Genomic DNA, 23,616 nt, shown 5'->3' with positions numbered 1-23,616 from the left:
CTATCTTCTTTTCATATTTTCTACTAAAAGTTTTAATGTGTTAAAATTTACTATAAACATTATTAAAACTAACACTAATTCGATCATGATTGTCAATATTTCATTAAAATTCAAAAATAAAACAAAACTTTGCATTAAATACATTAAGAGACTAATCGCTATTAGAAACCAGTTGTATTCAATTTTAACTAAATTTCTTGTGTCATAAACTCGTAAGAAAAACATGATTAACGAGCTTCCTAAAACTGCTACTCCAGCACCCAAGTAGCCTAATGTAGGAATAAAAACCAAACTCAAACAAACACTGACAATTCCGCCAATTACAGAAGTTCTGAATGCTCCCTTGGTCTTCATCGAAGCCATGTAATTCGTTCCCAAAAAGGTTGCCAAGTTAGTGAAAATAACGCCCAATAATAGAAAAGGAACTATTCTCCATGAAGAGAAGTACTCTGATGCTACAACAAATTTATAAATATATTTTAAAATAATTAATATTAACGCTGCAACAATAATTAGTATAGAAAAATATGCCTGGAAAATATGAGAATAGAAAGAATCTTTTTTTAAACTATCATATTCTTCTATCGCTGAAATTTGCCACGCTTGATTGAATACCTGGCTAACAATTTGTAAGATAGAGGGGATCTTATTTGCAACAGCAAATAAACCATTCGCAGAGACACCTACAAAAGCAAAAATAAAATAACGATTTGAAGCATTCATAATCCACCACATTAATGCGTTAGGTATCATAGGGATACTATAAGAAAGCATGCTTCGAGCCAGTTTTGTATCAATACCTACTACAAATAGATTTATCTTACAAAATATACATAGATGAAAAATTGAGAATAGATTAGATAGAATAATTGATAAAATATATCCCTCGATTCCCATAGAGAAAACAATTAAAAAGACGATGTTTAGTAGACAAAGCAAGACGGTTTGTAGAATTCCATTTACCGCAAATAACTTTATTCTATTATCTGCTCGGGCATAGTTAGACAGTAACTTTTGTACACCCATGACAATCAAAACTAGAACAGTATTTAAAAATACCATCAAATTTTTATACCCACTCAACATCAAGAAAAGCATTATTAAAAACAGGAATAGAGAACCTATATATGAAATTGTTAATCCGTTTTTTAAAACATCTTTCTTATTTTCATCTTCTCTCATTACAAATCGTAGAACCGAATCATAAATACTTACAAATATTATTGGTAGAAATAGATTAGCTGTGTTTACAATCAAATCTACTGTTCCGTATTCAGATACAGATAAATAATAAGTGTATATAGGTACTAATAAAATAGTAACTAATTTACTTCCCATTGTCCCCACAGCAAAAATAATTGAATTACTAAATAGCTTCTTGTATGAATCCATATTTCTCCTTTTCATATATCTTTTTATTGGACAAAAGGCCCGTAAACAAGAAATAGAATACTGTAATTTCCATATCATAAATATGATTTGAAAAAATGAACATTATTAATACGTAAATTGTTAAACAAACTCCTGTAAAATTAATATTTTTATATAATAACGATTTATATCGCTTCATTCGATTATAGAAACCTAGCAAGATACTGACTATCATTCCATAATAACCAATGAATCCTTGAATACCAGTATCTAGTAATACAGCTAAATAAGATGATTCACCCATGATTCGATCGTGCTCCACAGAGACTACATCTGATACAGTTCCAACACGTCCTAATCCTATGCCGAAGGGACTATTTTTAAAATAAGAGAATGCCTCCAACCAAATTCCTTTTCTTCCAGCAGCAGAATTATCTTCTAATGTGACTGTAGATTCAATATATTGAACTAAAATGTCAAAGACATTGATACCAAATAAAACATTAGCAAATACTAGCGTCACAATGACTCCAACTAATAAAATACTGATTTTAGATAAAATTCCTCTTTTCTTAATTATTACCAAAACAATGATGAGTCCTACTGATAACCAATTACTTCTAGAAAAGGTTAATAATAACGTCAAAAAATAGATTCCTAATAAAAAGTTATAATACTTAACTTTTATGAACTCTCTATTAATCAACACTACGACCAAAATCAAACCTAAGGTAGCTCCAAAAACATTAGTATTTGAAAATGTAGAAACAACTCTTTGCCACGAACCAAATCCTCCAAAGTAAAAAGAATCTTTTAATCTTCCAGCATATTTAACAGGATAGCCTAAGTTAATCAGGAATTGATCACCTAAAATATATGCTTGAAAAATTCCCCACATACAAATCCATCCAAAAAATTTAAAAATGTAACTAAAAAAATTAAATATGTCTTCACTGCTAATAGAAAGGTTTCTAGCAATTATAAAAATAAATATCGGTAAGATATATCTACGAATCACAAAAAAGGCCGTAGATAAGTTTTCAGTAAATAATACAGTAGAAATAACTAAAGAGATAAGAAACAAAAAATAAAATAAGCTCCATGAGCCAACCTTCACATTAAGCATAGATACATTTCTTTTTTTGAATTCAAACATTTTAGGAATTAAAAGTACTAAGTACAAAATTACAATTAATTCCTTCCAATATTTTACTATTGGATTATCATGTAAAATTATTGAGAATACCATGTACTGTAAGGAAATACCAATTGGCAAAATATATAACATTATTTTTTCAGCTTTATTCATTGGTTATCCTACTCTATTCTTTATTATTCTAACAGGATTACCAACAGCAACACTATTTGAGGGAATATTTCTATTTACGAGTGTATTTGCGCCAATAACACAGTTATTACCAATTTTTATACCGTCCAATATTACTACTCCGCTACCAATCCAATTATTATTTCCCACATGTATTCCTTTAGAGGTTACTCCCTGTTTTCTTATTAAAACGTTAGTATCTTGATGGTTATGAGATTGTGCATGAAAACGAACATTTTGTCCCATAATGACATCATCCCCAATAATAATGCCCCCTGAACAACCAAAAAAACAATAATCTGCGCAACTAGAGTTATTCCCGAAAGTAATTCCTACTCCTAATGAAGCTAAACTACCAGTCCCTCTAATTGTAGTATGTTTTCCGATAGAGCAATTATTCCCAAATCTAAGCCCATTTTTGGATAAGCCATCTAATTCAGTATAATCACCTATTTTTATTAAACTTCCCATATAAATACGTTTTTTATTACGAAGAATAACCTTCTTACCTATAAATATTTTTTTCTTGTTGCCTTTAATGCCAATACCTCTATAAATACCTCTAAGATATTGACAAAACTTATTCACTGCAATAAAAAAAAGCTCACTATCAGAAATACTATTATCAATTTGAAAAGTGTCACCTTTCACTTTCTCCATAACCTTTTTTATGATTCTTATTTCCATAATTACTCACTCTTTCGCATAAGATCAATGAGAACCTGAGATGAATGTATACTGTGCTTATAAAAAAAACGTCGTTTAGATAAATTATTTTTCAAGTAAGCATTCGTTGAACTGTCCTCTTTGTGAAAAATAGTTATATCATTTAAATAGCTCATTATTAAGGAGTCTCTTTCAGCAATATATTTCAAAATAAACTCTTCCATATACATAAAAGTCTCATCATTTAATCCATCATATTTTTCAACATAATCTTTTGAAAAAATTAAGCAGGCACCATGTAATTGAAAATCTTTATATTCTGTTACTTCTTCAACTTCTTTATCATTTTTGTTCAAAATATTTTTTAACCACAAATCAATATTCATAAAGCTCAGAATATACCATATTTTAAACTTTAATTGCATCCTTTTTACATCTTGGACTTTAAAAAAAAGCTTTGGAGTTGGGTTTTGATTTCTTCCATTTACGGTAGAAATAATTTGTGGCCCCGCTATATCAAATCTATCTTTTTGATAAATTTCAATTAAATGCATCAAAAAATTATTTTGTTCAATAACTATGTCGTTATTTACTAATAAAATAAAATCAGGATCTAGATATTTTTTTGCATAGTTAAAACCAATATTATTACCTTTAGAAAATCCTAAATTTTCTTCTGATAGTAATACTTTCACATTTTCCTTGTCTTTAAAATATTGAAGTAATTGTTTTCCGCTACTATCAGGAGAAGCATTATCGACAATAACAATTTGTAAATTTATTTCATCTTGACTTAACTGAAATATCGATTGAACGCACTCTATAGTATCATTTATTGTTATATAATGAAGCACTACAATAGCTACATTTTTTCTACTCATTACTTTCATCCAATACTCCTTCAATATTTTGAATATACTCATCTATAGAAAATTGTTCTTGTTGCATTATTTGACCACTTTTAGCAATGTACTCCCTTTTTTCCGAATCATCTATTAACATTTTTATTTTTTGAGTTAATTCAGTAACATTCTTCGGCTCCACCAAAATACCTGTAACTTCATCTTGAATAATTTCTGCTGGGCCTCCAAAATTAGTAGCAATAACTGGTACTCTTCTAGCCATTGCTTCCAAAATGACTAATCCAAAAGGCTCAGGTTTTATTGAGGGTAAAACAAAAATATCCAAAGAGCGATAAAACTCTTCCATATTTGAAATTAAGCCTAATAATTTTATTTTTTTAGAACCATCAGATTTTGATATCTTTTCTTTTAAACTCTCTTTTAGATATTCTTCCCCTTTGAAGACATCACCAGCAATTAAAAATGTTACATCAGGATATTCTTTAAGAACTTCGAGAGCAGCATCAACAAAAAAATCTTGCCCTTTCCATCGGTTAATTCTTCCAGCCATTCCGATAGTAAATGTTTGATTCTTCCTTTGACTATCAAGAAAATCATTTTTTATATCCACTACATTGTATATAACTCTTCCTTTATTCTTATCAATAATAATAGAATTCAATGTGGCTTTACTATTTCCAATAATGACATCTGCATATCTATTTACAATTCTTTTAACAATAAAGTTCTCGTATTTGTTAGAAATAATCTCTCGCACATGCCAAATAGATTTTTTATTTAACGATTTTGCAGCAACCCCACCTGGAAAAACAACAGAAGTATTTGTATAAATAATATCAATATTGTTTTCTTTAATAAAAGCTTTTAAATATTTTACTGAACTAAAAAAATCACGAAAATAGGAAACTATTCCCTTAATTGACAAATTTTTTCGGCGTAATATAGCAATTGATTTTATTATGACTTTACAGTTACCTGTTTCTTCAATTTTTTCAACTAGCTCTCCTTGAGAAGGTAACATTACATATATCTGATATTTTGTTCTATCCAACTTATTCACTAAATTTAATAGTGACTTATCAGAGCCATATAGCTCTGAGCTTGAATGCAAAAATAAAATTTTTTTTTTCATTTATATACCACCAAAAACCTTTTCATAGTCGTCTATTATTTTTCCCCACGAGTACTTCCGTTCAATCCTAATAGATAACTCTTGATTATTTACTAATTTCAACTTATCGGTCTTAGATATTTCATTTATTAGATACATCAAATTATCTGGTTTCTTATTCCAGTATAGTGATCCATCCCTAGCTACTTCTTTATTAAAACTAACATCCAATAGTAAATTCACTTTTGTTGATGCCAAAGCCTCTAAAAGCGATGGATTCGTCCCTCCAACTTCGTGACCATGCAAATAGGCAAATGCATTTTCACGTATGTATTTCAGTAGCTCTTGATCGTAGACTGTTCCTACAAATTTTATACGCGGGTCCTTATCAAAACCTGTCTCTTTTTTCAACTTGTTGTAAAATTTATTTTCTTCAATATTTGTTACCAAAACAAAGTCTTTTTTTGTGTCAGATTTCATAAATTCTTTGATCATTGTCTCATAATTATTTTCAGGGACAAACCTTCCAACAACCAGATAATAGCCTTCATCCCCAATATTTTTTTCTTTAAACCAATCCTTCACTCGTACATCAGTTGCCGAAAGTGTTGATTTACTTTGTTCCGTTCCATAAGCAATATAAGTTGTTTTTGGCGTATATTTTTCATAATCGGTCTTGATATATTTTTCTATATTCAAGCTATCACAAATCATCAAGTCTGCATGCTTTACCATTAACTTTTCTGAAAATTTCCAGTATCTACGAACAGGATAACTCCATTTGGCTCTTAACCATTCATGACCATCGGGATTTACATAAAGTTTGCCCTTAATTTTTTTGATCTTTTTTTTATAATGATTGAGAAACGGACCTATTCGACATGCTAATATATAAAAAATCGGTTCTATATCACTATTTTTTTTAGCTAGCTCGATGGCATAATCTAATGCTTTTACATCATAATAAATGGCTCTAGCTGGACCAATATTTGGCACTGCTATATTAAAACAGTCTGCTTGATTATATTCAAAATGCTGTTCTCCATCTCCATATAGATCGTCTCCTACATTCATACAAGCGACATGATACTGAATACTTCTAGACTGCTTGTACTCTGTCAACTTCTCAACAAAAGTTTCAAAACCTCCATACTTAGCCGGAATCCCCTTAGAGCCAATAATATATACATGCTGAATCTTTTTATTCATTAATAAGCTCCTCTAGAAAAAAACATCACGATCACTGTTTGAAACATGATTTTCAGATCATTCCAAATAGATTGATTCTCAATATACTCCAAATCAAACTCGACCATTTCATCAAAATGAACATCGTTTCTACCTCTGACCTGCCATAATCCTGTACAACCAGGTTTCACATTCAAACGTTGTAGATCACGTTGTGTATACTGAGAGACTTCTCTTTCTAACGGAGGTCGTGGCCCAACGAGTGACATGTCACCTTTTAAAACATTCACTAATTGGGGCAACTCATCAATGCTTGTTTTGCGTATTTTTTTTCCTATTTTCGTTACTCTAGGATCGTTCTTGATTTTGAACATAGCCCCTTCGATTTCATTTTGCTCAACTAGATCATGAAATTTTTCTTCCGCATCTGTGCACATCGAACGAAATTTATACATTGTGAAGTGACTGCCTTTTTTTCCAACCCGTTCCTGAGAAAAAACAACTGGTCCATTAGGATCTTCTTTTCTGATCAAAAATGCGACGATAAGAAATACAGGGCTTAATAAAATCAAGCCGCAGAGACTACCAACAATATCGATCGTTCGTTTGAGTACGCGAAAACGAATAGATTGTGATTCAACTATCGATACAGAAATCTGCTTGTCAGGCTGTGATGTCTGCTTTTTTTGCTGTATACTTCCTCCAACACTTACTATTTTTTCCTCCAATTTCAACACTCCTTTTATGATAGGGCAGGAACAAACTATTTACTGATGCTATTAGCTTTTCAGTTTTTTCGAACCTCAACAGCTGCTGATCCCAGCATTCCCTAATATTTCAGTTGATTTAAGATACAACCAATATCAAAAATCACATATACCAACACCTAATAATATGTACAAAAATTATATAAAACTCTTACATTCATATTTTTCTATTTCGTTTAAAACAGTCGAAATCTTTTCTTTTGTAGTTCTTCAAATTCCAATGTCTGGACAGGATCACCATTTAAAATATCTTTCGCAATCTGCTGCATCACTTCAACATGCGCAGTTCCCATATCTTTGGCAATCGCATCGTACGCTTTCTTCATAAAAAATCCGCGTTTTTTTACATTATGAGCATCTGAAGCCATCATCGAAACCATATTATGAGCAACCATTTGTTTAGCTGTTCGCTCGATTTGTTTTCCAAAAACACCAACGTAGCTAGGCGCTGTTAATTGAGCAAGGGCACCCATCTCCAAAAATGGCAACAACCGATTAGGATCTTCAATAAATTTATTGTTTCGCTCTGGATGCACAATGATTGGAATATGATTTTCATCAAGTAGCTCAATAAAAAGAGGCTCTGCATATGCTGGAACATCGTTTGTTGGAAATTCGATCAAAATATAACGATTATTCAAGTCTGCAAATAAGATTTTATTTTCTTTGATCTGTTCTCTGATATTTCCAGCAATTCGAACCTCTTGACCTTCAAATAAGGTAAGAGGTATATTGCGCCTGTCCAGTTCTACTTGTAACGCTGAAACACAGGATATGACCTGACCTGCTGGATTGTCATATCTGCCATTATTATGATGCGGCGTGCACAAAATGTGAGTAATGCCTTGTTTCACAGCCATCCTAGCCATGTCAAGCGAGTCATCGATCGTTTTGGCCCCATCATCAATACCAGGTAATATATGGCAATGCAAATCAATCATTGGTATTTATCCTTTCTGCCTATCCTCATGAACCATAATAGTAGCCTTGATCTGTTATACTTTTAGAGCCGTTATAAACAACTCCTAAGATATTGGCATCTACAAGTTCTAATAAGCTTTTAGCTTTTAATAGAGAGTCTCTTTTTGAGACATTTTCACGGACGACCAAGATCGTTCCGTCTGATTTTGAGGATACGATTTGTGCGTCTGTCACTGCCACAACAGGAGGCATGTCAAAAATGACCAAATCATATTGTTGTTTTAAATCTTGGATAAGCTCTTCCATTCTCCTAGAATCCAGTAACTCAGATGGATTAGGCGGTTTAGGTCCGCTTGTCATAAGGAATAAATTATCAATGCCGGATGACTGAACGACCTGATGCAGCACAACTTCTCTGCTACCCAAAAGGGTACTCAAGCCTCGAACATTGTCTAACGAAAATGTTTTTGCCACCGTTGGTTTGCGCATATCTGCATCTACTAATAAAACACGCTTCCCAGAATTAGCAAACACGATCGCTAAATTGGCAGAGGTCGTTGATTTCCCTTCACTTGGACCTGAAGAAGTAACGACTAATGTTTTTAAGTCTCTATCGATCATTGCATATTGTATGTTCGTTCTGATCGTTCGATATTGTTCTGATATCGGTGATGATTTATCTGCTAAAGTTATAAGACTGACTGCTTTTGTTTTTTGTTTTTTTTGATTTCTTATTTTATTTGACATTCTATACTCCTTTAAACTCGTGGACGACTTCTACGCGCTGGGGTAGAAGTATCTGAGTTGAGATCTTCTTTTTGAATGACTCTTGCTCCCTCTTTGGCAAAACCGCTATTTGGCTTTGAAACCGTTGAAGGTGAAGGGCGAACAACCTTTGCATTTAACTCTTTAGCAGTCATATTTGGAACAACACCTAATATCGTAAATCCTAATTCTTCTTCCACAAAGCTGTCATCTTTGATTGTCTTATCAAATAATTCTAAAATGAAGGAAGCCATGATTCCAAATAAGAGCCCTAATGCTAGTCCTATCAATAGATTGATTTTATCATTAGGTGACACTGGATTTAAATTGGCCGTCGCTTCTGAAATGATCGTAATCTTATCGACATTCAGCATGTCTTTTGCTTGCTCTTGGAAAACCAAAGCTGTCTGATTGGCAATATTTTGAGCAACCAATGGATCTGTTACTTTAGAAACGATCGAGAACATTTGAGAATTTTGAGACTGATTGACTGATACACTTGCCTTAAGTGCATCAACAGACAAATCACTTTGATGGTCCACTTTCATCCTTTGCTGAACTTCCGTCATGACCGTATCACTTTTGATCAAATCTTTATACGTATTGATCATCTGAAGATTCCCATTGATATCATTCACATTCGTCGTTTCATTTTGCGGCAGACGAACGATCAATTGGGCTTGGGAACTGTATTTTGGTGTAATAACAAAATAGGTTAAAACTCCAGCAACCCCCAACCCTAAAAACATACTAACGATAATTAGACCTATACGTTTTCTTAAAACTCCGATGAGTTCTTGTAAACTTATTGTTTCTTCCATTTTTTCCTCCATTACTACACAATTAATTATAATTTTAAGCTTAAGCAAGTACAAGGGTATTCGACTAATAAAATGTTATCAACTTTTTCGATATTTTTTCAAATAATTGATAATTTATTTAAAAAGCAATCGATATATTGCATTATTATTTAATAAATATTAACTAAATTGGTTCTTCCAGCAAATTTTCCTCGCCAACAATTTGGGCATTCATAAGCTGATCGATTTGTTCTAACCGTTCTGACAATCCTTTTCTCAGCGTTGTATTTTTCACCTGTGTGACTAGATTGAAGTGGTGGATAAATGTTTCAAGCGTCGCTTCACTCGTTAAAGCTTGTCCATCGATCATTTTATCGATTCCTTGTTCGATTTCGTTATACAGCTTTACTTGAACATTCATCTCATTTAAAAATGCACTGATACTATTTGACCACAAGCTATTAAATTGAACGACATCATTATGTAATTTAAGCAAATTCTCTACAGTGGCATTTTCATTGATTATCACAGTGTCACTAGTGGAATCCCAATTTTCTGGTGCTTGAACCAACATTTCCTGTAATTGCTGCTGAATCGTATATTTAGTTTTAATATCTGCTACCTTAGAAAGCAATACTTGTTTATCTTTTGATAATTGTGAGATATCCAAAGGTAAATGTTCAGACTTGAGTCCAAAGTCAGAAGCTTCTGTCTTTAATTGATTGATTTTGCTTTCTAGTTGTTTGATTTGTACTTCTTCTATTGATTCAGTCAAAAACTCTTCCGTTTCATCTTTATAAAGCTTACTGAGCTGTTTATCTAAAAACGTGATTTTTTCTGTTTCATTTCTTATCGTTATTTCTGCGTAATCGATTTTTTGTTGCCGTCGCTGCTCAGCATTCATACTTACTCCTAAAAAACAAATCAACAACGAACTACCAATGACTGCTATGCAGCCAACCCTTTTTATCAGATTCATGTTTACCCAACCAAAATTATTCATTTTGACACTCCCTTAGTTCTCCAAAGCGACCCTCTTGTTTCGATCAGACAAGCTCTCCCAGCGCACTAGTCTATTTTGATCGATTCTAAAAATGCTATGTAAGCTGCCTGTTCATTCGTTTCATCGATCTGTAATCTATTGAACTGTCCATCCGTAAAATCAACTAGATCACCTGACAAAAGATGTGTCACACTTGCATTACCGATCAATTCCATCCAATATCCTTCAGCATCGTCTTCATGAACAACTGTTTTTACAATGCCTCCCACATTTTTAACTGTGACTGTTTCTCCAAATACTCGCTCATTCAACAATACATACATCAAACTGCTCGCACACATTGCTGTTCCACATGCGCTTGTAAAACCTACTCCACGTTCATAGGTCCGAACAAACAATTGATTTTCTCCCAAAATCTCAACAAAACTGACATTGATTCCATCTGGGAAAAGCGGATTCTCTCCATTGACATAAGCTGCAATCCGTTCAAACTCCGGACTAACCAACATTTGATGGTCTACAAATGCAATAAGATGAGGATTTGGAACTGCTACTACAGAAAATTTTATTTCATCAGATAGTTCTGGTATCACTTCATCAATAATTCTATTTTTATTCGTCACCATCGGTATTGCCTCTGCTTCAAAACGAACAGGTGAGATCTCCACTTGATAGGTAGCTACACCTTTGCCTAATTCTTCGGCTCTGCGGACTTTAAGGTCCGCAAACATCGTTTCTACTATAAATGACTGTTCATCATGCTTTTCAGATAAATATCTAGCAACTGTCCGCAAGCCGTTTCCGCACATACTCGCTTCACTGCCGTCTGAATTAATGACACGCATCTTTGCTAATGCTTCACCTTGTTTTGATGCTTCAACAAGCAATAATCCGTCCGCGCCTCCAAGCAATCCGTTTTTACGATCGCATAAGCGAATACGTAGGTCTTCAAGTTCTTTTTTCGTAAAAGGACGCTCTAACTGTAATTGATCAATCAAAAAAAAGTCATTTTCTGACCCGTGGACCTTCTGTATTTTTAGATTCATTCTCATCAAGCTCCTTCAACTATCTTTTTCCTACTATTAGTATGCCACAAATAAAAAGAGGAAAACAGTACATTTTACTGTTTTCCTCTGAAAAGATAGAATTTCTATTATTCTCTACTTATTTTGCTGCAGCAAAATGTTTGTTTACTTCATCCCAGTTCACAATGTTCCAAAATGCGTCAATGTATTCCGGACGAACATTTTTATAGTTTAAGTAATACGCATGTTCCCAAACGTCTAAACCTAAAACTGGTGTTTTGCCTTCCATTAAAGGAGAATCTTGGTTAGCAGTTGATGTTACTTCTAATTTGCCATTATTTAAAACTAACCATGCCCAACCAGAACCGAAACGTCCTGTTGCAGCAGCTTTAAATTCTTCTTTTAGTTTGTCAAAGCTACCGAAAGCTGCATCGATCGCATCTTTGATATCTCCAGTTGGTGCGCCGCCTGCATTAGGTGCCATGATGTTCCAGAAAAACGCATGGTTCGCATGTCCGCCACCATTGTTACGTACAGCAGTACGGATATCTTCTGGGATCGCATCCATGTCAGAAATCAATTCTTCTACAGATTTTGAACCAAGTTCAGGGTGTTTCTCAATTGCAGCATTTAAGTTCGTCACATAAGTGTTATGGTGTTTGTCATGGTGTAAATGCATTGTTTCTTCGTCGATGTAAGGTGCCAACGCATCATAAGCATAAGGTAATTCTGGTAAAGTGTAAGTCATAAAAAATCCCTCCATTTAAGTAAGTATAAATTTTCATACATTTATAGCATAACAGATTTTATGCTAACCTTCAAAGTAATTGCTTACAAAAATTTGCACGACACTTGTTTTTACAGGTTAACTCCTTTAAAATGACGACTGTACGTAAAATCAAGTCAGGAGAAAATCTATGAATACATTCACATTATTTAAACACGCTTTTTTTCAATTTTCCGAACTTCATAAAGCAAAGAACATGCCCTTTTGGAAAGTCATTTTGTACATCCTTTTTTTAAGTGTGATTCTTGCTTTTCCATTAACAAAACAAATATTTTCTATGGTTCAGGATATCAAAAATGATGGTCAAAAAATCGCTGAAAAATTACCTGATTTTACAATTGCCGATGGTCGATTAAAAACAGATCCTTCTACCAAAGGTTTTATCTATCAAACAAATTCGATCATCTTCACCTTCGATCCGGAAGGAAAACGTTCGCTCAGTGATATTACCTCTGATTCTGTGGGAAATGCAGTCAGTGTCGGTTTTTTAGATGACGAGTTTGTTGTTTCCTTACCAAGTTCTGGGACGGCAGATGCCCTATTTGGCACAAGTCAGTTTGAAGTGCCTTATTCACAAGGTACTCTAGATGGCTTGAACAGCCAAGATTTGCAACAAGCACTAGATGAATCGAATGTACCATTTTGGCTCAAACTCATTGTTTTTGTAGTTACATTGTATCCAGCATTTATTAATTTGATTATCAATCTATTGCTGATCACGATCGGTGCCAATCTTTATAGTAAAGTTCGTTTATACAAACTACGCTTTCTTGATTGCTTAAAGATAGTTGTCTACTGCTCAACCTTACCAGTGATCGTCAGCAGCTTACTCCAACTATTGGTCAGACCTTTTGATGATAGCTTTTTGATCATTCTCGTTTCGCTGATGCTCTTTTTCTTTGCTACCCGAAAAGAAGCGCGGCAAGAACCACCGACGATCTAATCTTTTTGATGATTTTAAGAAGAAATCTTAAACTTTTCTTACATTCTCAGATTTATCATTATGTGTTAAGATAGACGTTGAATTATACTTATTGAGGAATTAACAATAAAAAAACTGTACGACAAAATAAGGAGAGAATCTATTATGGGAGAATTGACCCATCGTAAAAATACACGTCCGGTTAAAATCGGCGACTTAACGATCGGCGGAAGTGATGAATTATTTATCCAAAGTATGTGTACAACAAAAACACATGACATTGAAGCAACAGTTGCGCAAATCAAACAATTGGAAGAAGCAGGTTGCCAGATCGTGCGTGTGGCTGTTCCTGATGAAGCAGCAGCGAATGCTTTAGGTGCCATCAAGAGTCAAATCTCGATTCCGTTAGTCGCAGATATTCATTTTGATTATCGTTTAGCACTGAAAGCAATCGAGCAAGGCGTAGATAAAATTCGGATCAATCCAGGAAACATCGGTAGAAAAGACCGCGTAGAAAAAGTAGTTACTGCTTGCAAAGCCAAAGGAATCCCTATTAGAATCGGTGTGAATGCTGGTTCTTTAGAAAAGAAATTCTTACAGCAGTACGGCTATCCAACTGCCGAAGCAATGGTTGCTAGTGCTGTAGAACATATCAAAATTCTTGAAGATCTAGACTTTTATGACATTATCGTTTCATTAAAAGCTAGTGACGTGAATTTGGCGATCGAAGCATATACTTTGGCTGCTCAAACATTTGATTATCCTTTACATTTGGGAATCACTGAAGCTGGAACGAAATTTTCCGGCGGAATGAAATCCGCTGCTGGACTTGGGGCTTTGCTTTCCCGCGGCATTGGAAATACTTGCCGAGTTTCACTATCTGCAGATCCTGTCGAAGAAATCAAAGTAGCTAAAGAAGTTCTAAAAGCATTTGGTTTAGCAAGTAATGCTGCGACATTGATTTCTTGTCCTACTTGTGGACGTATTGAAATCGACTTGATTCCGATTGCTAATGAAATCGAAGAATATATCGAAAAGATCAAAGCACCGATCAAAGTAGCTGTTTTAGGTTGTGCCGTGAATGGTCCTGGTGAAGCTAGAGAAGCAGATATCGGTATCGCTGGTGGAAACGGTAAAGGAATGTTGTTTAAAAAAGGGAAAATCATCCGTACAGTTCCAGAAGAGATCATGGTTGAAGAGTTGAAAAAAGAAGTAGATCTTCTAGCAGCCGCTTATGCCCGCGGTGAAGAAATCTAATTTGACCCATGCTATATTTGAAAGGATTGAACGACTCATAGTTCAATCCTTTTTAGTTTGACTTCGTTTTTTGTTACAATGATGATGCAGGGAGGAATCAAAATGGGACAACCAATTATTTATCTTTTTGAAAAAATGAAGGAAGAACAAGTGGAGGATATTCGAAAGACAGCTGTTGATCATATCGTTGTTGATGCTCACAGAGAAACACCCCAAATAATCAAGGATGATATTGAAATCATGTTAGGCTGGGATAAAGAGTTAGGCCAATATCTTCTGGACTCTGAAACTAGTCGTTTAAAATGGGTACAATCGATTTCAGCAGGTGTTGATTCCTATGATTTAGACCGCTTTGCGGAAAAAGGTATTCTTTTGTCAAACGCAAGCGGTATTCACAGTGTTTCGATTTCAGAACACGTTTTAGGTGTTTTATTCGCGGCTTTCCGTGGGATTCGTACAAGCATCATCAATCAAACAAATGGGATATGGAGCCGAGAAAATATTTCCTATAAGCAATTATCTATGCAAAAGATGTTGATCGTCGGCACTGGAAATATCGGTCAACAGCTGGCCTTATTTGCTCAAGGCCTAAATATCCAGCCATACGGTATCAACACATCAGGACATGTCACTCCTGGTTTTATTGAATGCTACTCACAAAAAAACATGCAGCGGATCATCAAAGAAATGGATATCGTTGTAAATGTTTTACCGTTAACCGATGAAACCTACCAAATGTACAATGAATCAATGTTTCTTGCGATGAAACCAGGAACAGTGTTTGTCAATGTGGGCCGTGGACCATCTGTCAACACAACTGACCTGATCGAAGCACTAAAAAACGGTCAGCTGAGTTTTGCTGCTTTAGATGTTTTTGAAGAAGAACCTTTGCCGTCAGACAGCCCTTTATGGACTATGGAAAACGTGCTAGTAACACCTCATATTTCTGGACTCACCCCTCAATTTAAAACAAAGCTGTTAGCTATCTTCAAACAAAATCTGATCCAATTCTTATCAGATGGCACACTAGCTAAAAATGAAATTGCTCTGAGCCAAGGCTACTGAGCACGTCAAAAAGACCAGCCTTAGATTCTCAATGAGATCAAAGCTGGTCTTTTCTGATTACTTTCTAATTCTGCTATTCTTTATTATCTTGTTCTGTTTCCTTCACAAGATAAATCGGACGTTTTTTCGTTTCCAAAAAAATCTTTCCAATATATTTACCAATGATCCCAAGACAAAGAAGTTGCAGTCCGCCTACAAACAAAATGATACAAACCATAGACGGCCATCCGCTAGTTGGGTCACCAATAATGATCGTTCTAAAGAAAATCACCAGCATCGCAATGACTGATCCAGCACAAGAAAGAGCGCCTACATAAGAAGCTAGGTTCAAAGGCATTTCCGAAAAGTTAACGATACCGTCGATAGAATAACTCAATAAACTCCAAAATGACCAAGAAGTAGATCCAGCTACACGTTCACGATTTTCATAAGATAAGTATTCTGTATTAAATCCGACCCAGCTAAAAATCCCTTTTGAAAAGCGATTGTATTCTGTCAATTCTAGAATCCCATCTACCATTTGACGCGTCATCAAACGAAAATCTCTGGCACCATCGACCATCTCTGTTTCACCGATTTTATTGACTAAGCGGTAGAACATTCGAGCAAAAAAACTACGAATTGGCGGTTCACCTTCACGATCACCACGTCTAGTACCAATACAGTCCAATTCTTTATTTGCTTCCAACATTTGAATCATTTGCGGTAATAGTTCAGGCGGATCCTGTAAATCAACATCCATCACAGTAACTAGACTGCCGCGAGCTTCCTTGAGCCCTGCATACAACCCTGCTTCTTTCCCAAAGTTGCGAGAAAAAGAAAGATAGCGGACTTTATCAGGATGAGCTCTATACAATTTTCTTAATGATTCCAACGTCCCATCTTTTGACCCATCGTTAATAAAAATATATTCAATGTCATATTTGATCTGCACGCTGATTTTTTCCACTTCTTCAAAGAATAATGGAATGGATTCCTCTTCATTATAACAAGGAACAACAATCGACAACATAAGCTTTCCTCCAAAAAACATTCTTTTTTGATTATAACATACATCTAACGGTGAGTTACAAAAAAATGGACAGAGATCTTTGTTTCCTTCTGCCTCCAATTTTTTCTAAAGAAAAAATCACCGATCACCAAAAGAAATATTATTGAAATAAATAACCAATATTTTTTAATTAAAACAAAAAAATATAGCTATCAAGGTTAGAAGAATACCCGATTCACCAAAAAAATTAAAGGATTAATCTAATTTTAAACAATCATTACATTTTCGTTTCTATTTAATTATATAATTGAAATTTGGTCAAAAAGTGGTTATTATAATACCATAGATTAATTTTTATACTTTAAATTTATATGTTATGAATTTTTATATGATCTTTTTTTCAGAATATTTTAAATAGTAGGGAGACTAAATATGTTAGAAGAAATTTTATTAGATGATTCTGCTCAGCGCAAGCTCATCGTTTTCAATCAGCTCATAGCAACTGCAGACGGTACATATAGTGTTCATTATTTTGAACAAATCACTGATTTTTCTTATGCACGTTTAAATTCGATTTTTGCTGATGTCCACGACGATCTTTTAGAAAAGCAAAATATCGAATTGTTGAACAAACAAGGCAAAGTCCAGATCGATAATGCTGCTTTACGGGATATTCCCTATCATCAGTTTTTATTCAGGAAGAGCTTGTCTTACCAATTTTTACTTGCAACCATCTTAGAACGTAACTACACTATTGATAATTTCTGTAAAGATCATTATATCAGCCGAGCGTCCATCATCAGAAAACTTCAACCACTTATCCGCTACCTAAAAAGCTTTAACGTCCAACTAAACTGCTCCCAACTTCAATTAAGCGGAGAAGAGAATTTGATCCGTATCGTCTATCTAAACCTCTTCTGGATCGCGTCTTATGGAGAAGATCTTTTTATAGCTTTGGAAGAGCCTAAACGCGGAATGGACTTATTTGACTCAGAAGACCATCAATGGATGACCTATACCGAACCTAGAGAATGGTACTTATTAAAAACCATCTCAAAATTACGGATCAAGAAAAAACATTACATAATAGAACCGCCATTTAAAGAATTGATTTTTCCCGAGGTAAATGCTTCATTTGTCAGAGAGTTACAGCAAATGAACGTACCTTCACATTACATAGAAAGAGAAAAAACCTTTTTATCTTTCATGATGTTCTACTGGAGTATTTATTTTTATGCAGATGACCCTAGAATCCATTATGTGAAAGAATACATGAACAGCGATCATCAGCCCTTTGGAAACCTGATCGAACGATTTGAAGAATTTTATCTTCCACTATGTTCAGAAAAAAAGTTATCACCCAATGAACAAGAAATACTAAATATCAATTTTTTCAATACTTGCCTCAATCATTCTGTAGTAAAAGGATCTTTGCCATTAGCTATCAATTTTATGGAAGATTTCATCAAAGATCAACAACCTTTATTTGTTCATCTTTCAAAAAAAGTCAGAACATTTTTAACGTCTCTTACATCTGAGCCGGAATTTGCCTGGATCAAAAATAATCTGAATGATTTAGTCTATATCTGTTCTTTTTTCCTACTTCCTTTTTATCAAAGAAGTAACACTAAATATCGTTTAAAAGTTGGAATCATTCTATCGCCGAATGCTATTTTTCTGCAGTCACTTTTTGACTTCCTTGAAAAACTATCATTTATCTCCGTTTCATTTGTTACTTCAACTTCTGACGACAACTATGACTTTTACATCGCAACATCGAAACTTTTACTGCCGGATAAGGCGAAGCAAGAAGAAAATTACCAAATCATTCCTTTGTCTCCATTACTGGATTATCAAGTAAATCTGATTGATAATCTACACCAAAAATATACTGAAAAATCTACCGCTTTGATTGCTTAAGTAAACTAAAAAGGAAAGAGTTGCGTGGACCATAACTCTTTCCTTTTTATGTTGATTTTACTGCTGTAAATCTTCTTTATTTTCAGCAAATACATATTTAGGCTCGTCTTTTTCATGATCATAATCAACTAACAGATCGTATCCTTTAAAAAACCAGTCATCCGTTTCTTCAATGAAATAAGTGATATCATCAATAACCTCTTTCACCATCGGTTGATCTGGTGCCTCGACAGACATCGCAATGGAAAATCCATCATGGACATCTGTTTTTCCATAAATTTTACCGAAAAAGCGAATACCACTATCAGAAGTAACACCTACTTCATTTTTAAACCATTCTTGTGCTTCTGGTGTAATCGTTAATTTCATCTCTATCTCTCCCCTTTGCTCTCACTTGTTATTCTAGCATAAAGTTTAAGGTTCATAGAATAAAGTGCTTACGTTTTATTGATTCATCTTTTCATCCAATAAATCAACGTCATCTGTTTCGCCTACTACTAATAAATTATCATTTTCCCGAACAATTTCTTCCGCTGCTGGTGAAGCGATCACTTCTGATTTAGAACGTCTGATTGCAACAACGGTCAAACCAAAACGCTGACGGAAGTTTAATTCACCTAACGTTTTCCCATAAAATTTCGGATTCGACACACGTACTTCTGCCAAGGAAACATCATTCGATAATTCGATATAGTCCAAAATATTTCTGGACACTAGTTTATGAGCAACTCTGATTCCCATATCACGTTCTGGATGAACGACTAAATCGGCACCGATTTTATCCAATACTCTTGCGTGATATTCATTGACTGCTTTCGCCAATACATTGGGGACACCCATTTCTTTAACCATTAAGGTGACTAAAATACTAGCTTGAATATCTTCACCAATTGCCACAACTACATGATCAAAGTTACGAATACCTAAAGACCGCAGTGTCGTTTCGTCTTGGGCATTTGCTACAACTGCATGTGTTGCAATATTCATATATTCATTTACACGATCTTCATTACTATCAATAGCTAAAACTTCTTGGCCAGATTCGATCAGCGTCTGACATATACTCCCGCCAAATCTCCCAAGTCCGATAATTGCAAAATTCTGTTTCATGCTTACTTCTCCTAGTTTCAAATTTAATCTAAGTATATCAAACCAATAGGTAATTGAACAGGAACACCAATCAATCTAACCCTTCTCTATACCTACAAAAAAAGCGAATAAAGCAACCACTATGAGGCGATTTTATCCACTTTCGATCTTATTCTATTTTGCCAATCCGTGCTGAAACGCGTAAATCGCTGCTTGTGTACGATCTTCGACATCTAATTTTGCTAATATATTCGACACATGCGTTTTTACTGTTTTAAGGGTAATAAATAATTCATCGGCAATTTCTTGATTACTGCGTCCTTTAGCAATCAACATCAAAATTTCATGCTCACGATTCGTCAAGTCTTCATGTAAAACAGGTTCTTGCTTTTTCGTTAAACGCTCCATCATCTTCGTCGTCACTTCCGGCTCTAAAACACGTTCACCTCTAAAAATTTTACGAATCGCATCAGCAATTTCATGCGCTGTCGATGTTTTTAATAGATAGCCAGCAGCCCCAGCTTCAATTGCAGGATAAACCTTTTCATCATCAATAAAACTGGTTACAATAATGATCCGAGCTTCAGGCCAGTCTTTTAGAATCGCTTTCGTGGATTCAATACCATCCATCTCATCCATAACTAAGTCCATCAGTATCACATCTGGTCTTAACTCTAATGCCTTCTCATAGCCGATCCGTCCGTTTTCAGCTTCACCGACGACCTCGATATCATCTTGAATCGATAAATAAGAGGATACACCTAAACGTACCATTTCATGGTCATCCACTAACATTACTTTGATCACTTATACATACCTCCTTAATTTAAAAGCGGAACAAGCTGATTAGCCTTGACAGAAAAATAGGAAAAATGAAATGTGGTGCTTTTTGCCACAATTCATTTTTATCTTTTTTCCGAAAGGCTGGCTTGCGCAGCTGGATAACGATAATAGCGGAACAAGCCGCTTAGCCTTGTCAGAAAAATAGGAAAAATGAAATGTGGTGCTTTTTTGCCACAATTCATTTTTATCTTTTTTCCGAAAGGCTGGCTTGTGCAGCTGGATAACGATAATAGCAGAACAAGCTCTATTAGTCTCAACTAGAAGAGACGCTTTAGGACTCTCGCAACAATCATTCTTCTTCTAAGAGTGACCAACCTCAATACCTAAATCACAGGCACTTTGATCTCCACACTCGTTCCCTGCCCTTTAAAGCTTATGATTTTAACAGTACCACCCATTCCAGCAACTCGTTCACGAATATTTTTCAAGCCGTAACTTCCAGCTTTATTTCCATTTTCACTCATATCAAATCCAACACCATCGTCAACTAATCTAAGTAAAACATTCTTATCTACCTGATGCAGATAAACTTCTAACTCTTTTGCCTTAGCGTGTCGCAATGTATTAGACAACAGTTCTTGGACGATTCTGAACAAATGATCTTCAATGCTACTGTTGAGATGCACATCTTCTACATCCCAAGTCAGTTCAATTTTTATTTTTGTTTGTAATTCTATTAATAATTGCTCGATCCCTTTACGTAGGCTCTTTCCTTCTAAACTTACTGGACGTAAGTGCAGTAATAATGCCCGCATTTCAGATTGTGAAGCATTGATGACGTCTGTTACTGTCACTAACTGCTTTCGAAACATTTCTGGTGTTTCACTGCGTTGGGCCTGCTCGTTTAAAGCCGATAACATCATCATTGCAGCAAACAGCTGTTGACTCACAGAATCATGTAATTCCCGCGCCAAACGATGACGTTCTTCTTCCAGAATTTCTTCTTTTGTTTCTCCATCCACCATTTGTGGTCGACTATTCAATAATTGCAATTCTTTTGACATTTCAACTAATTTTTTTCTGATACTTAAAATGTCCTGATCCACCTCACCGATATATTGATCATTATCGGCATGAGGAACCTTTTTTTCAATCACTGGATTTTCATAGCTGCCTCTGGCAAGTAACCGTAGTTTTTCTTCAATTCTACCATACTGAGCTTTCTGAACAATAGATACGAGTAAAAAAGTCGACAAACCGACCAGCAGTGAAATCAAAAGCATGTGAAAGATCAATGGAATGTAAAAGACTTTTCGCTGAATCAACTCCAGCATCCAGTTTTTTTGTTTGATCGAATAAAAGTATGAAAACAGCGTAAGCAGCACAACAATAAATGTGCTGCAGGCTGCATAAAGAGATAGCATTTGTCGAGACATCCTACCACTCATACACGAATCACCTCGACATCTCCGACCAGCGTATTTGTTATGATTTTCAGACGACGATTATTAGAGTCAAAATCATTACTGTAGACTTTCAACGATTCATTTTTCAAATGATATTTTTCTTCTTCAAAATTAACACTGCCATAAAAAGTAGAATGCTCCAAGGTCACCGCCACTCCTAGAGGAACTAAAATCCTCGTACGGCCAAAGCCTTTGCGAATAATGATAATACTGTCATCTTTCGGAAGTAAAGTATTCCCTAAGTCAACGATCGTATCACCAGAAATAATATCAATATTGATATCGTCCCATTCATAGACATTGCTGCCGATACGTTCATTGGCAAACCAAGGACGCTTAAAACGACGGCCGCCTTTAGGTTCGACATTGGCCGTTTCAACCATAATCATTTGTTTCTTACGCCATGGTGCCCGTTGTGTGATGTCCACTCCTGCGATTTCGACACCTTTTAGCCCGATGAATAAAACACCAATAACTAACATTAGCCAAAATGCCGGACTATTCATTACACCGATCAAAATCAAAATGATTCCTAAGACAAGTTGAAAATTATTAAAATTAGTACGATGAACTTTCTTCATCGCATAGACAACACTTAAAATACCTAAGACCATCAAAACTGCCAGGCCAGGGTTATGTATAATTTGCCACAAAGCAAAAATGAAAAGTAATGATTCAACGACGATAAAAAAGCGCCATGGATTATTCATGAAGATCCCCCCTTCTATGGAACTAGTATAGCTTAATTCCCGTATTAATGTTAGTTGCTAAAGCCCCATTTGGCTATAGGACTTTAGCCCTAATTTTTGAAGAAAACGAGAGGTTGAGCCAAAAAGTCGATCAGGTTCGAACAATTGGTGTAAAAATCGAACAATACACTTTTCGTATTGCTCGATTTTCAGGAAATTGTTGAAGATCTTGACTCTTCTCCACCGTTTATTAAGTTTTAGAGTGCGAAACAAACCGAAAAATCAGTTTTGTTTCGCACTCTCTCAAAGGGTCAAATTTAGCTGACTTTGATAATTTTTACCTGCATATCTCCGCCAGGAGTAGCGATCGCTACTTGATCTTCTAATCGTTTACCGATCAATGCTTGAGCAATCGGTGAATCATTGGAAATTTTCCCAGAAAACGGATCTGCTTCTGCACTTCCAACGATCGTATATTCTTCTTCTTCACCATCCGGCAACTCAATAAACGTCACCGTTTTTCCGATAGAAACTTCGTCAGAATCAACGCCATCATTATCGATGATTTGAGCAAAACGGATCATGTTTTCTAAAGTTGTGATGCGTCCTTCTACAAAGGCTTGTTCATCTTTAGCTGATTCATATTCTGAGTTTTCAGATAGATCTCCAAAGCTTCTTGCGATCTTTATACGTTCAACGATTTCTTTTCGTTTAACTGTCTTTAATTCTTCTAATTCTTGTTCTAATTTTTCTTTTCCTTCAAGTGTCATAGGAAATACTTTTTCTGCCATGTTGAATTCTCCTTCTTAATCTACTACTATGGTTTATTTGAGTCTTTTT

The 23,616-nt window shown here is 34.9% G+C and carries 24 protein-coding genes; 4 read left to right on the top strand and 20 right to left on the bottom strand.

What is annotated here, in order from left to right:
• The 13 genes from A5889_RS12970 to A5889_RS12910 form a co-directional block, all read right to left on the bottom strand.
• Complete coding sequence (locus A5889_RS12970; protein ID WP_207114637.1) at window positions 1-1,392, bottom strand: lipopolysaccharide biosynthesis protein; 1,392 nt, start codon at window positions 1,390-1,392, stop codon at window positions 1-3.
• Window positions 1,367-2,680 carry an O-antigen ligase family protein gene (locus tag A5889_RS12965; protein ID WP_207114638.1) on the bottom strand — a complete coding sequence of 438 codons (1,314 nt, stop codon included), beginning with the start codon at window positions 2,678-2,680 and terminating at the stop codon, window positions 1,367-1,369. Before A5889_RS12965 ends, A5889_RS12970 begins: the two co-directional genes overlap by 26 nt.
• A 3-nt stretch (window positions 2,681-2,683) precedes the next feature.
• Window positions 2,684-3,385 carry an acyltransferase gene (locus A5889_RS12960; protein ID WP_207114639.1) on the bottom strand — a complete coding sequence of 234 codons (702 nt, stop codon included), beginning with the start codon at window positions 3,383-3,385 and terminating at the stop codon, window positions 2,684-2,686.
• Window positions 3,386-3,387: 2 nt separating this feature from the next.
• Complete coding sequence (locus A5889_RS12955; protein WP_207114640.1) at window positions 3,388-4,254, bottom strand: glycosyltransferase; 867 nt, start codon at window positions 4,252-4,254, stop codon at window positions 3,388-3,390.
• Window positions 4,238-5,359, bottom strand: a complete 1,122-nt coding sequence (locus tag A5889_RS12950) for a glycosyltransferase family 4 protein (protein ID WP_207114641.1) — start codon at window positions 5,357-5,359, stop codon at window positions 4,238-4,240. Before A5889_RS12950 ends, A5889_RS12955 begins: the two co-directional genes overlap by 17 nt.
• Entirely contained in the window at window positions 5,360-6,547 is a 1,188-nt protein-coding gene (cps2T, locus tag A5889_RS12945; RefSeq protein ID WP_087642285.1) for a beta 1-4 rhamnosyltransferase Cps2T, read from the bottom strand.
• Window positions 6,547-7,254, bottom strand: a complete 708-nt coding sequence (locus tag A5889_RS12940; RefSeq protein ID WP_087642284.1) for a sugar transferase — start codon at window positions 7,252-7,254, stop codon at window positions 6,547-6,549. Before A5889_RS12940 ends, cps2T begins: the two co-directional genes overlap by 1 nt.
• A gap of 215 nt (window positions 7,255-7,469) precedes the next feature.
• The gene (locus A5889_RS12935) at window positions 7,470-8,234 is read right to left on the bottom strand and encodes a tyrosine-protein phosphatase (protein WP_087642283.1); all 765 of its coding nucleotides are present in this window, start codon (window positions 8,232-8,234) and stop codon (window positions 7,470-7,472) included.
• Between the two features lie 25 nt (window positions 8,235-8,259).
• The gene (locus A5889_RS12930; protein WP_087642282.1) at window positions 8,260-8,961 is read right to left on the bottom strand and encodes a CpsD/CapB family tyrosine-protein kinase; all 702 of its coding nucleotides are present in this window, start codon (window positions 8,959-8,961) and stop codon (window positions 8,260-8,262) included.
• An 11-nt stretch (window positions 8,962-8,972) separates the two neighbouring features.
• Window positions 8,973-9,800, bottom strand: a complete 828-nt coding sequence (locus tag A5889_RS12925) for a YveK family protein (RefSeq protein ID WP_087642281.1) — start codon at window positions 9,798-9,800, stop codon at window positions 8,973-8,975.
• A gap of 163 nt (window positions 9,801-9,963) precedes the next feature.
• Complete coding sequence (locus A5889_RS12920) at window positions 9,964-10,782, bottom strand: hypothetical protein (protein WP_140405353.1); 819 nt, start codon at window positions 10,780-10,782, stop codon at window positions 9,964-9,966.
• A 65-nt stretch (window positions 10,783-10,847) separates the two neighbouring features.
• Window positions 10,848-11,828, bottom strand: a complete 981-nt coding sequence (dapF, locus tag A5889_RS12915; RefSeq protein ID WP_087642279.1) for a diaminopimelate epimerase — start codon at window positions 11,826-11,828, stop codon at window positions 10,848-10,850.
• A 118-nt stretch (window positions 11,829-11,946) separates the two neighbouring features.
• Window positions 11,947-12,555, bottom strand: coding sequence for a superoxide dismutase (locus tag A5889_RS12910; RefSeq protein ID WP_087642278.1), 609 nt, complete (start codon window positions 12,553-12,555; stop codon window positions 11,947-11,949).
• Between the two features lie 169 nt (window positions 12,556-12,724).
• On the opposite strand from A5889_RS12910, the gene A5889_RS12905 reads away from it, so the two are divergent.
• The 3 genes from A5889_RS12905 to A5889_RS12895 all read left to right on the top strand — a co-directional run bounded on the left by A5889_RS12905 (window position 12,725) and on the right by A5889_RS12895 (window position 15,838).
• A complete protein-coding gene (locus A5889_RS12905) occupies window positions 12,725-13,537 on the top strand; it encodes a DUF1189 domain-containing protein (RefSeq protein WP_087642277.1) in 813 nt (270 codons plus the stop codon).
• A gap of 144 nt (window positions 13,538-13,681) precedes the next feature.
• Complete coding sequence (gene ispG, locus A5889_RS12900; RefSeq protein ID WP_087642276.1) at window positions 13,682-14,773, top strand: flavodoxin-dependent (E)-4-hydroxy-3-methylbut-2-enyl-diphosphate synthase; 1,092 nt, start codon at window positions 13,682-13,684, stop codon at window positions 14,771-14,773.
• 102 nt (window positions 14,774-14,875) lie between these two features.
• Window positions 14,876-15,838, top strand: coding sequence for a phosphoglycerate dehydrogenase (locus tag A5889_RS12895; protein WP_087642275.1), 963 nt, complete (start codon window positions 14,876-14,878; stop codon window positions 15,836-15,838).
• 73 nt (window positions 15,839-15,911) lie between these two features.
• On the opposite strand, the gene A5889_RS12890 is transcribed toward A5889_RS12895, so the two are convergent.
• Window positions 15,912-16,850, bottom strand: coding sequence for a glycosyltransferase family 2 protein (locus tag A5889_RS12890; RefSeq protein WP_087642274.1), 939 nt, complete (start codon window positions 16,848-16,850; stop codon window positions 15,912-15,914).
• 411 nt (window positions 16,851-17,261) lie between these two features.
• On the opposite strand from A5889_RS12890, the gene A5889_RS12885 reads away from it, so the two are divergent.
• Window positions 17,262-18,749 carry a helix-turn-helix domain-containing protein gene (locus A5889_RS12885; RefSeq protein WP_087642273.1) on the top strand — a complete coding sequence of 496 codons (1,488 nt, stop codon included), beginning with the start codon at window positions 17,262-17,264 and terminating at the stop codon, window positions 18,747-18,749.
• Window positions 18,750-18,806: 57 nt separating this feature from the next.
• Here A5889_RS12885 and A5889_RS12880 read toward each other — a convergent pair whose 3' ends face one another.
• The 6 genes from A5889_RS12880 to greA all read right to left on the bottom strand — a co-directional run bounded on the left by A5889_RS12880 (window position 18,807) and on the right by greA (window position 23,567).
• Window positions 18,807-19,118 (bottom strand): HesB/YadR/YfhF family protein, encoded by a 312-nt coding sequence (locus tag A5889_RS12880; protein ID WP_087642272.1) that lies wholly within the window; start codon window positions 19,116-19,118, stop codon window positions 18,807-18,809.
• Between the two features lie 75 nt (window positions 19,119-19,193).
• Window positions 19,194-19,859 carry a potassium channel family protein gene (locus A5889_RS12875; protein WP_087642271.1) on the bottom strand — a complete coding sequence of 222 codons (666 nt, stop codon included), beginning with the start codon at window positions 19,857-19,859 and terminating at the stop codon, window positions 19,194-19,196.
• Between the two features lie 153 nt (window positions 19,860-20,012).
• Complete coding sequence (locus A5889_RS12870) at window positions 20,013-20,645, bottom strand: response regulator (protein ID WP_087642270.1); 633 nt, start codon at window positions 20,643-20,645, stop codon at window positions 20,013-20,015.
• Between the two features lie 359 nt (window positions 20,646-21,004).
• On the bottom strand, window positions 21,005-22,069 hold the full coding sequence (locus A5889_RS12865) for a sensor histidine kinase (RefSeq protein WP_087642269.1): 1,065 nt from the start codon (window positions 22,067-22,069) through the stop codon (window positions 21,005-21,007).
• Window positions 22,066-22,797, bottom strand: coding sequence for a cell wall-active antibiotics response protein LiaF (gene liaF, locus A5889_RS12860; protein ID WP_087642268.1), 732 nt, complete (start codon window positions 22,795-22,797; stop codon window positions 22,066-22,068). The genes A5889_RS12865 and liaF overlap by 4 nt, the downstream gene beginning before the upstream one ends.
• A 296-nt stretch (window positions 22,798-23,093) precedes the next feature.
• Window positions 23,094-23,567, bottom strand: coding sequence for a transcription elongation factor GreA (greA, locus tag A5889_RS12855; RefSeq protein ID WP_087642267.1), 474 nt, complete (start codon window positions 23,565-23,567; stop codon window positions 23,094-23,096).
• Window positions 23,568-23,616: the final 49 nt, after the last annotated feature.

The sequence above is a fragment of the Enterococcus sp. 9D6_DIV0238 genome (genome assembly GCF_002174455.2).
Classification (GTDB): domain Bacteria; phylum Bacillota; class Bacilli; order Lactobacillales; family Enterococcaceae; genus Enterococcus_L; species Enterococcus_L dunnyi.
The sequence above is the reverse complement of the archived record's forward strand: the minus strand, read 5'-3'. Positions and strand labels throughout refer to the sequence as shown.

Coding starts and splice junctions, on each gene's coding strand:
- A5889_RS12970 (WP_207114637.1), bottom strand. CDS start 1,392: ATGGATTCATACAAGAAGCTATTTAGTAATTCAATTATTTTTGCTGTG.
- A5889_RS12965 (WP_207114638.1), bottom strand. CDS start 2,680: ATGAATAAAGCTGAAAAAATAATGTTATATATTTTGCCAATTGGTATT.
- A5889_RS12960 (WP_207114639.1), bottom strand. CDS start 3,385: ATGGAAATAAGAATCATAAAAAAGGTTATGGAGAAAGTGAAAGGTGAC.
- A5889_RS12955 (WP_207114640.1), bottom strand. CDS start 4,254: ATGAAAGTAATGAGTAGAAAAAATGTAGCTATTGTAGTGCTTCATTAT.
- A5889_RS12950 (WP_207114641.1), bottom strand. CDS start 5,359: ATGAAAAAAAAAATTTTATTTTTGCATTCAAGCTCAGAGCTATATGGC.
- cps2T (WP_087642285.1), bottom strand. CDS start 6,547: ATGAATAAAAAGATTCAGCATGTATATATTATTGGCTCTAAGGGGATT.
- A5889_RS12935 (WP_087642283.1), bottom strand. CDS start 8,234: ATGATTGATTTGCATTGCCATATATTACCTGGTATTGATGATGGGGCC.
- A5889_RS12930 (WP_087642282.1), bottom strand. CDS start 8,961: ATGTCAAATAAAATAAGAAATCAAAAAAAACAAAAAACAAAAGCAGTC.
- A5889_RS12925 (WP_087642281.1), bottom strand. CDS start 9,800: ATGGAAGAAACAATAAGTTTACAAGAACTCATCGGAGTTTTAAGAAAA.
- A5889_RS12920 (WP_140405353.1), bottom strand. CDS start 10,782: ATGAATAATTTTGGTTGGGTAAACATGAATCTGATAAAAAGGGTTGGC.
- dapF (WP_087642279.1), bottom strand. CDS start 11,828: ATGAATCTAAAAATACAGAAGGTCCACGGGTCAGAAAATGACTTTTTT.
- A5889_RS12910 (WP_087642278.1), bottom strand. CDS start 12,555: ATGACTTACACTTTACCAGAATTACCTTATGCTTATGATGCGTTGGCA.
- A5889_RS12905 (WP_087642277.1), top strand. CDS start 12,725: ATGAATACATTCACATTATTTAAACACGCTTTTTTTCAATTTTCCGAA.
- ispG (WP_087642276.1), top strand. CDS start 13,682: ATGGGAGAATTGACCCATCGTAAAAATACACGTCCGGTTAAAATCGGC.
- A5889_RS12895 (WP_087642275.1), top strand. CDS start 14,876: ATGGGACAACCAATTATTTATCTTTTTGAAAAAATGAAGGAAGAACAA.
- A5889_RS12890 (WP_087642274.1), bottom strand. CDS start 16,850: ATGTTGTCGATTGTTGTTCCTTGTTATAATGAAGAGGAATCCATTCCA.
- A5889_RS12885 (WP_087642273.1), top strand. CDS start 17,262: ATGTTAGAAGAAATTTTATTAGATGATTCTGCTCAGCGCAAGCTCATC.
- A5889_RS12880 (WP_087642272.1), bottom strand. CDS start 19,118: ATGAAATTAACGATTACACCAGAAGCACAAGAATGGTTTAAAAATGAA.
- A5889_RS12875 (WP_087642271.1), bottom strand. CDS start 19,859: ATGAAACAGAATTTTGCAATTATCGGACTTGGGAGATTTGGCGGGAGT.
- A5889_RS12865 (WP_087642269.1), bottom strand. CDS start 22,069: ATGAGTGGTAGGATGTCTCGACAAATGCTATCTCTTTATGCAGCCTGC.
- liaF (WP_087642268.1), bottom strand. CDS start 22,797: ATGAATAATCCATGGCGCTTTTTTATCGTCGTTGAATCATTACTTTTC.
- greA (WP_087642267.1), bottom strand. CDS start 23,567: ATGGCAGAAAAAGTATTTCCTATGACACTTGAAGGAAAAGAAAAATTA.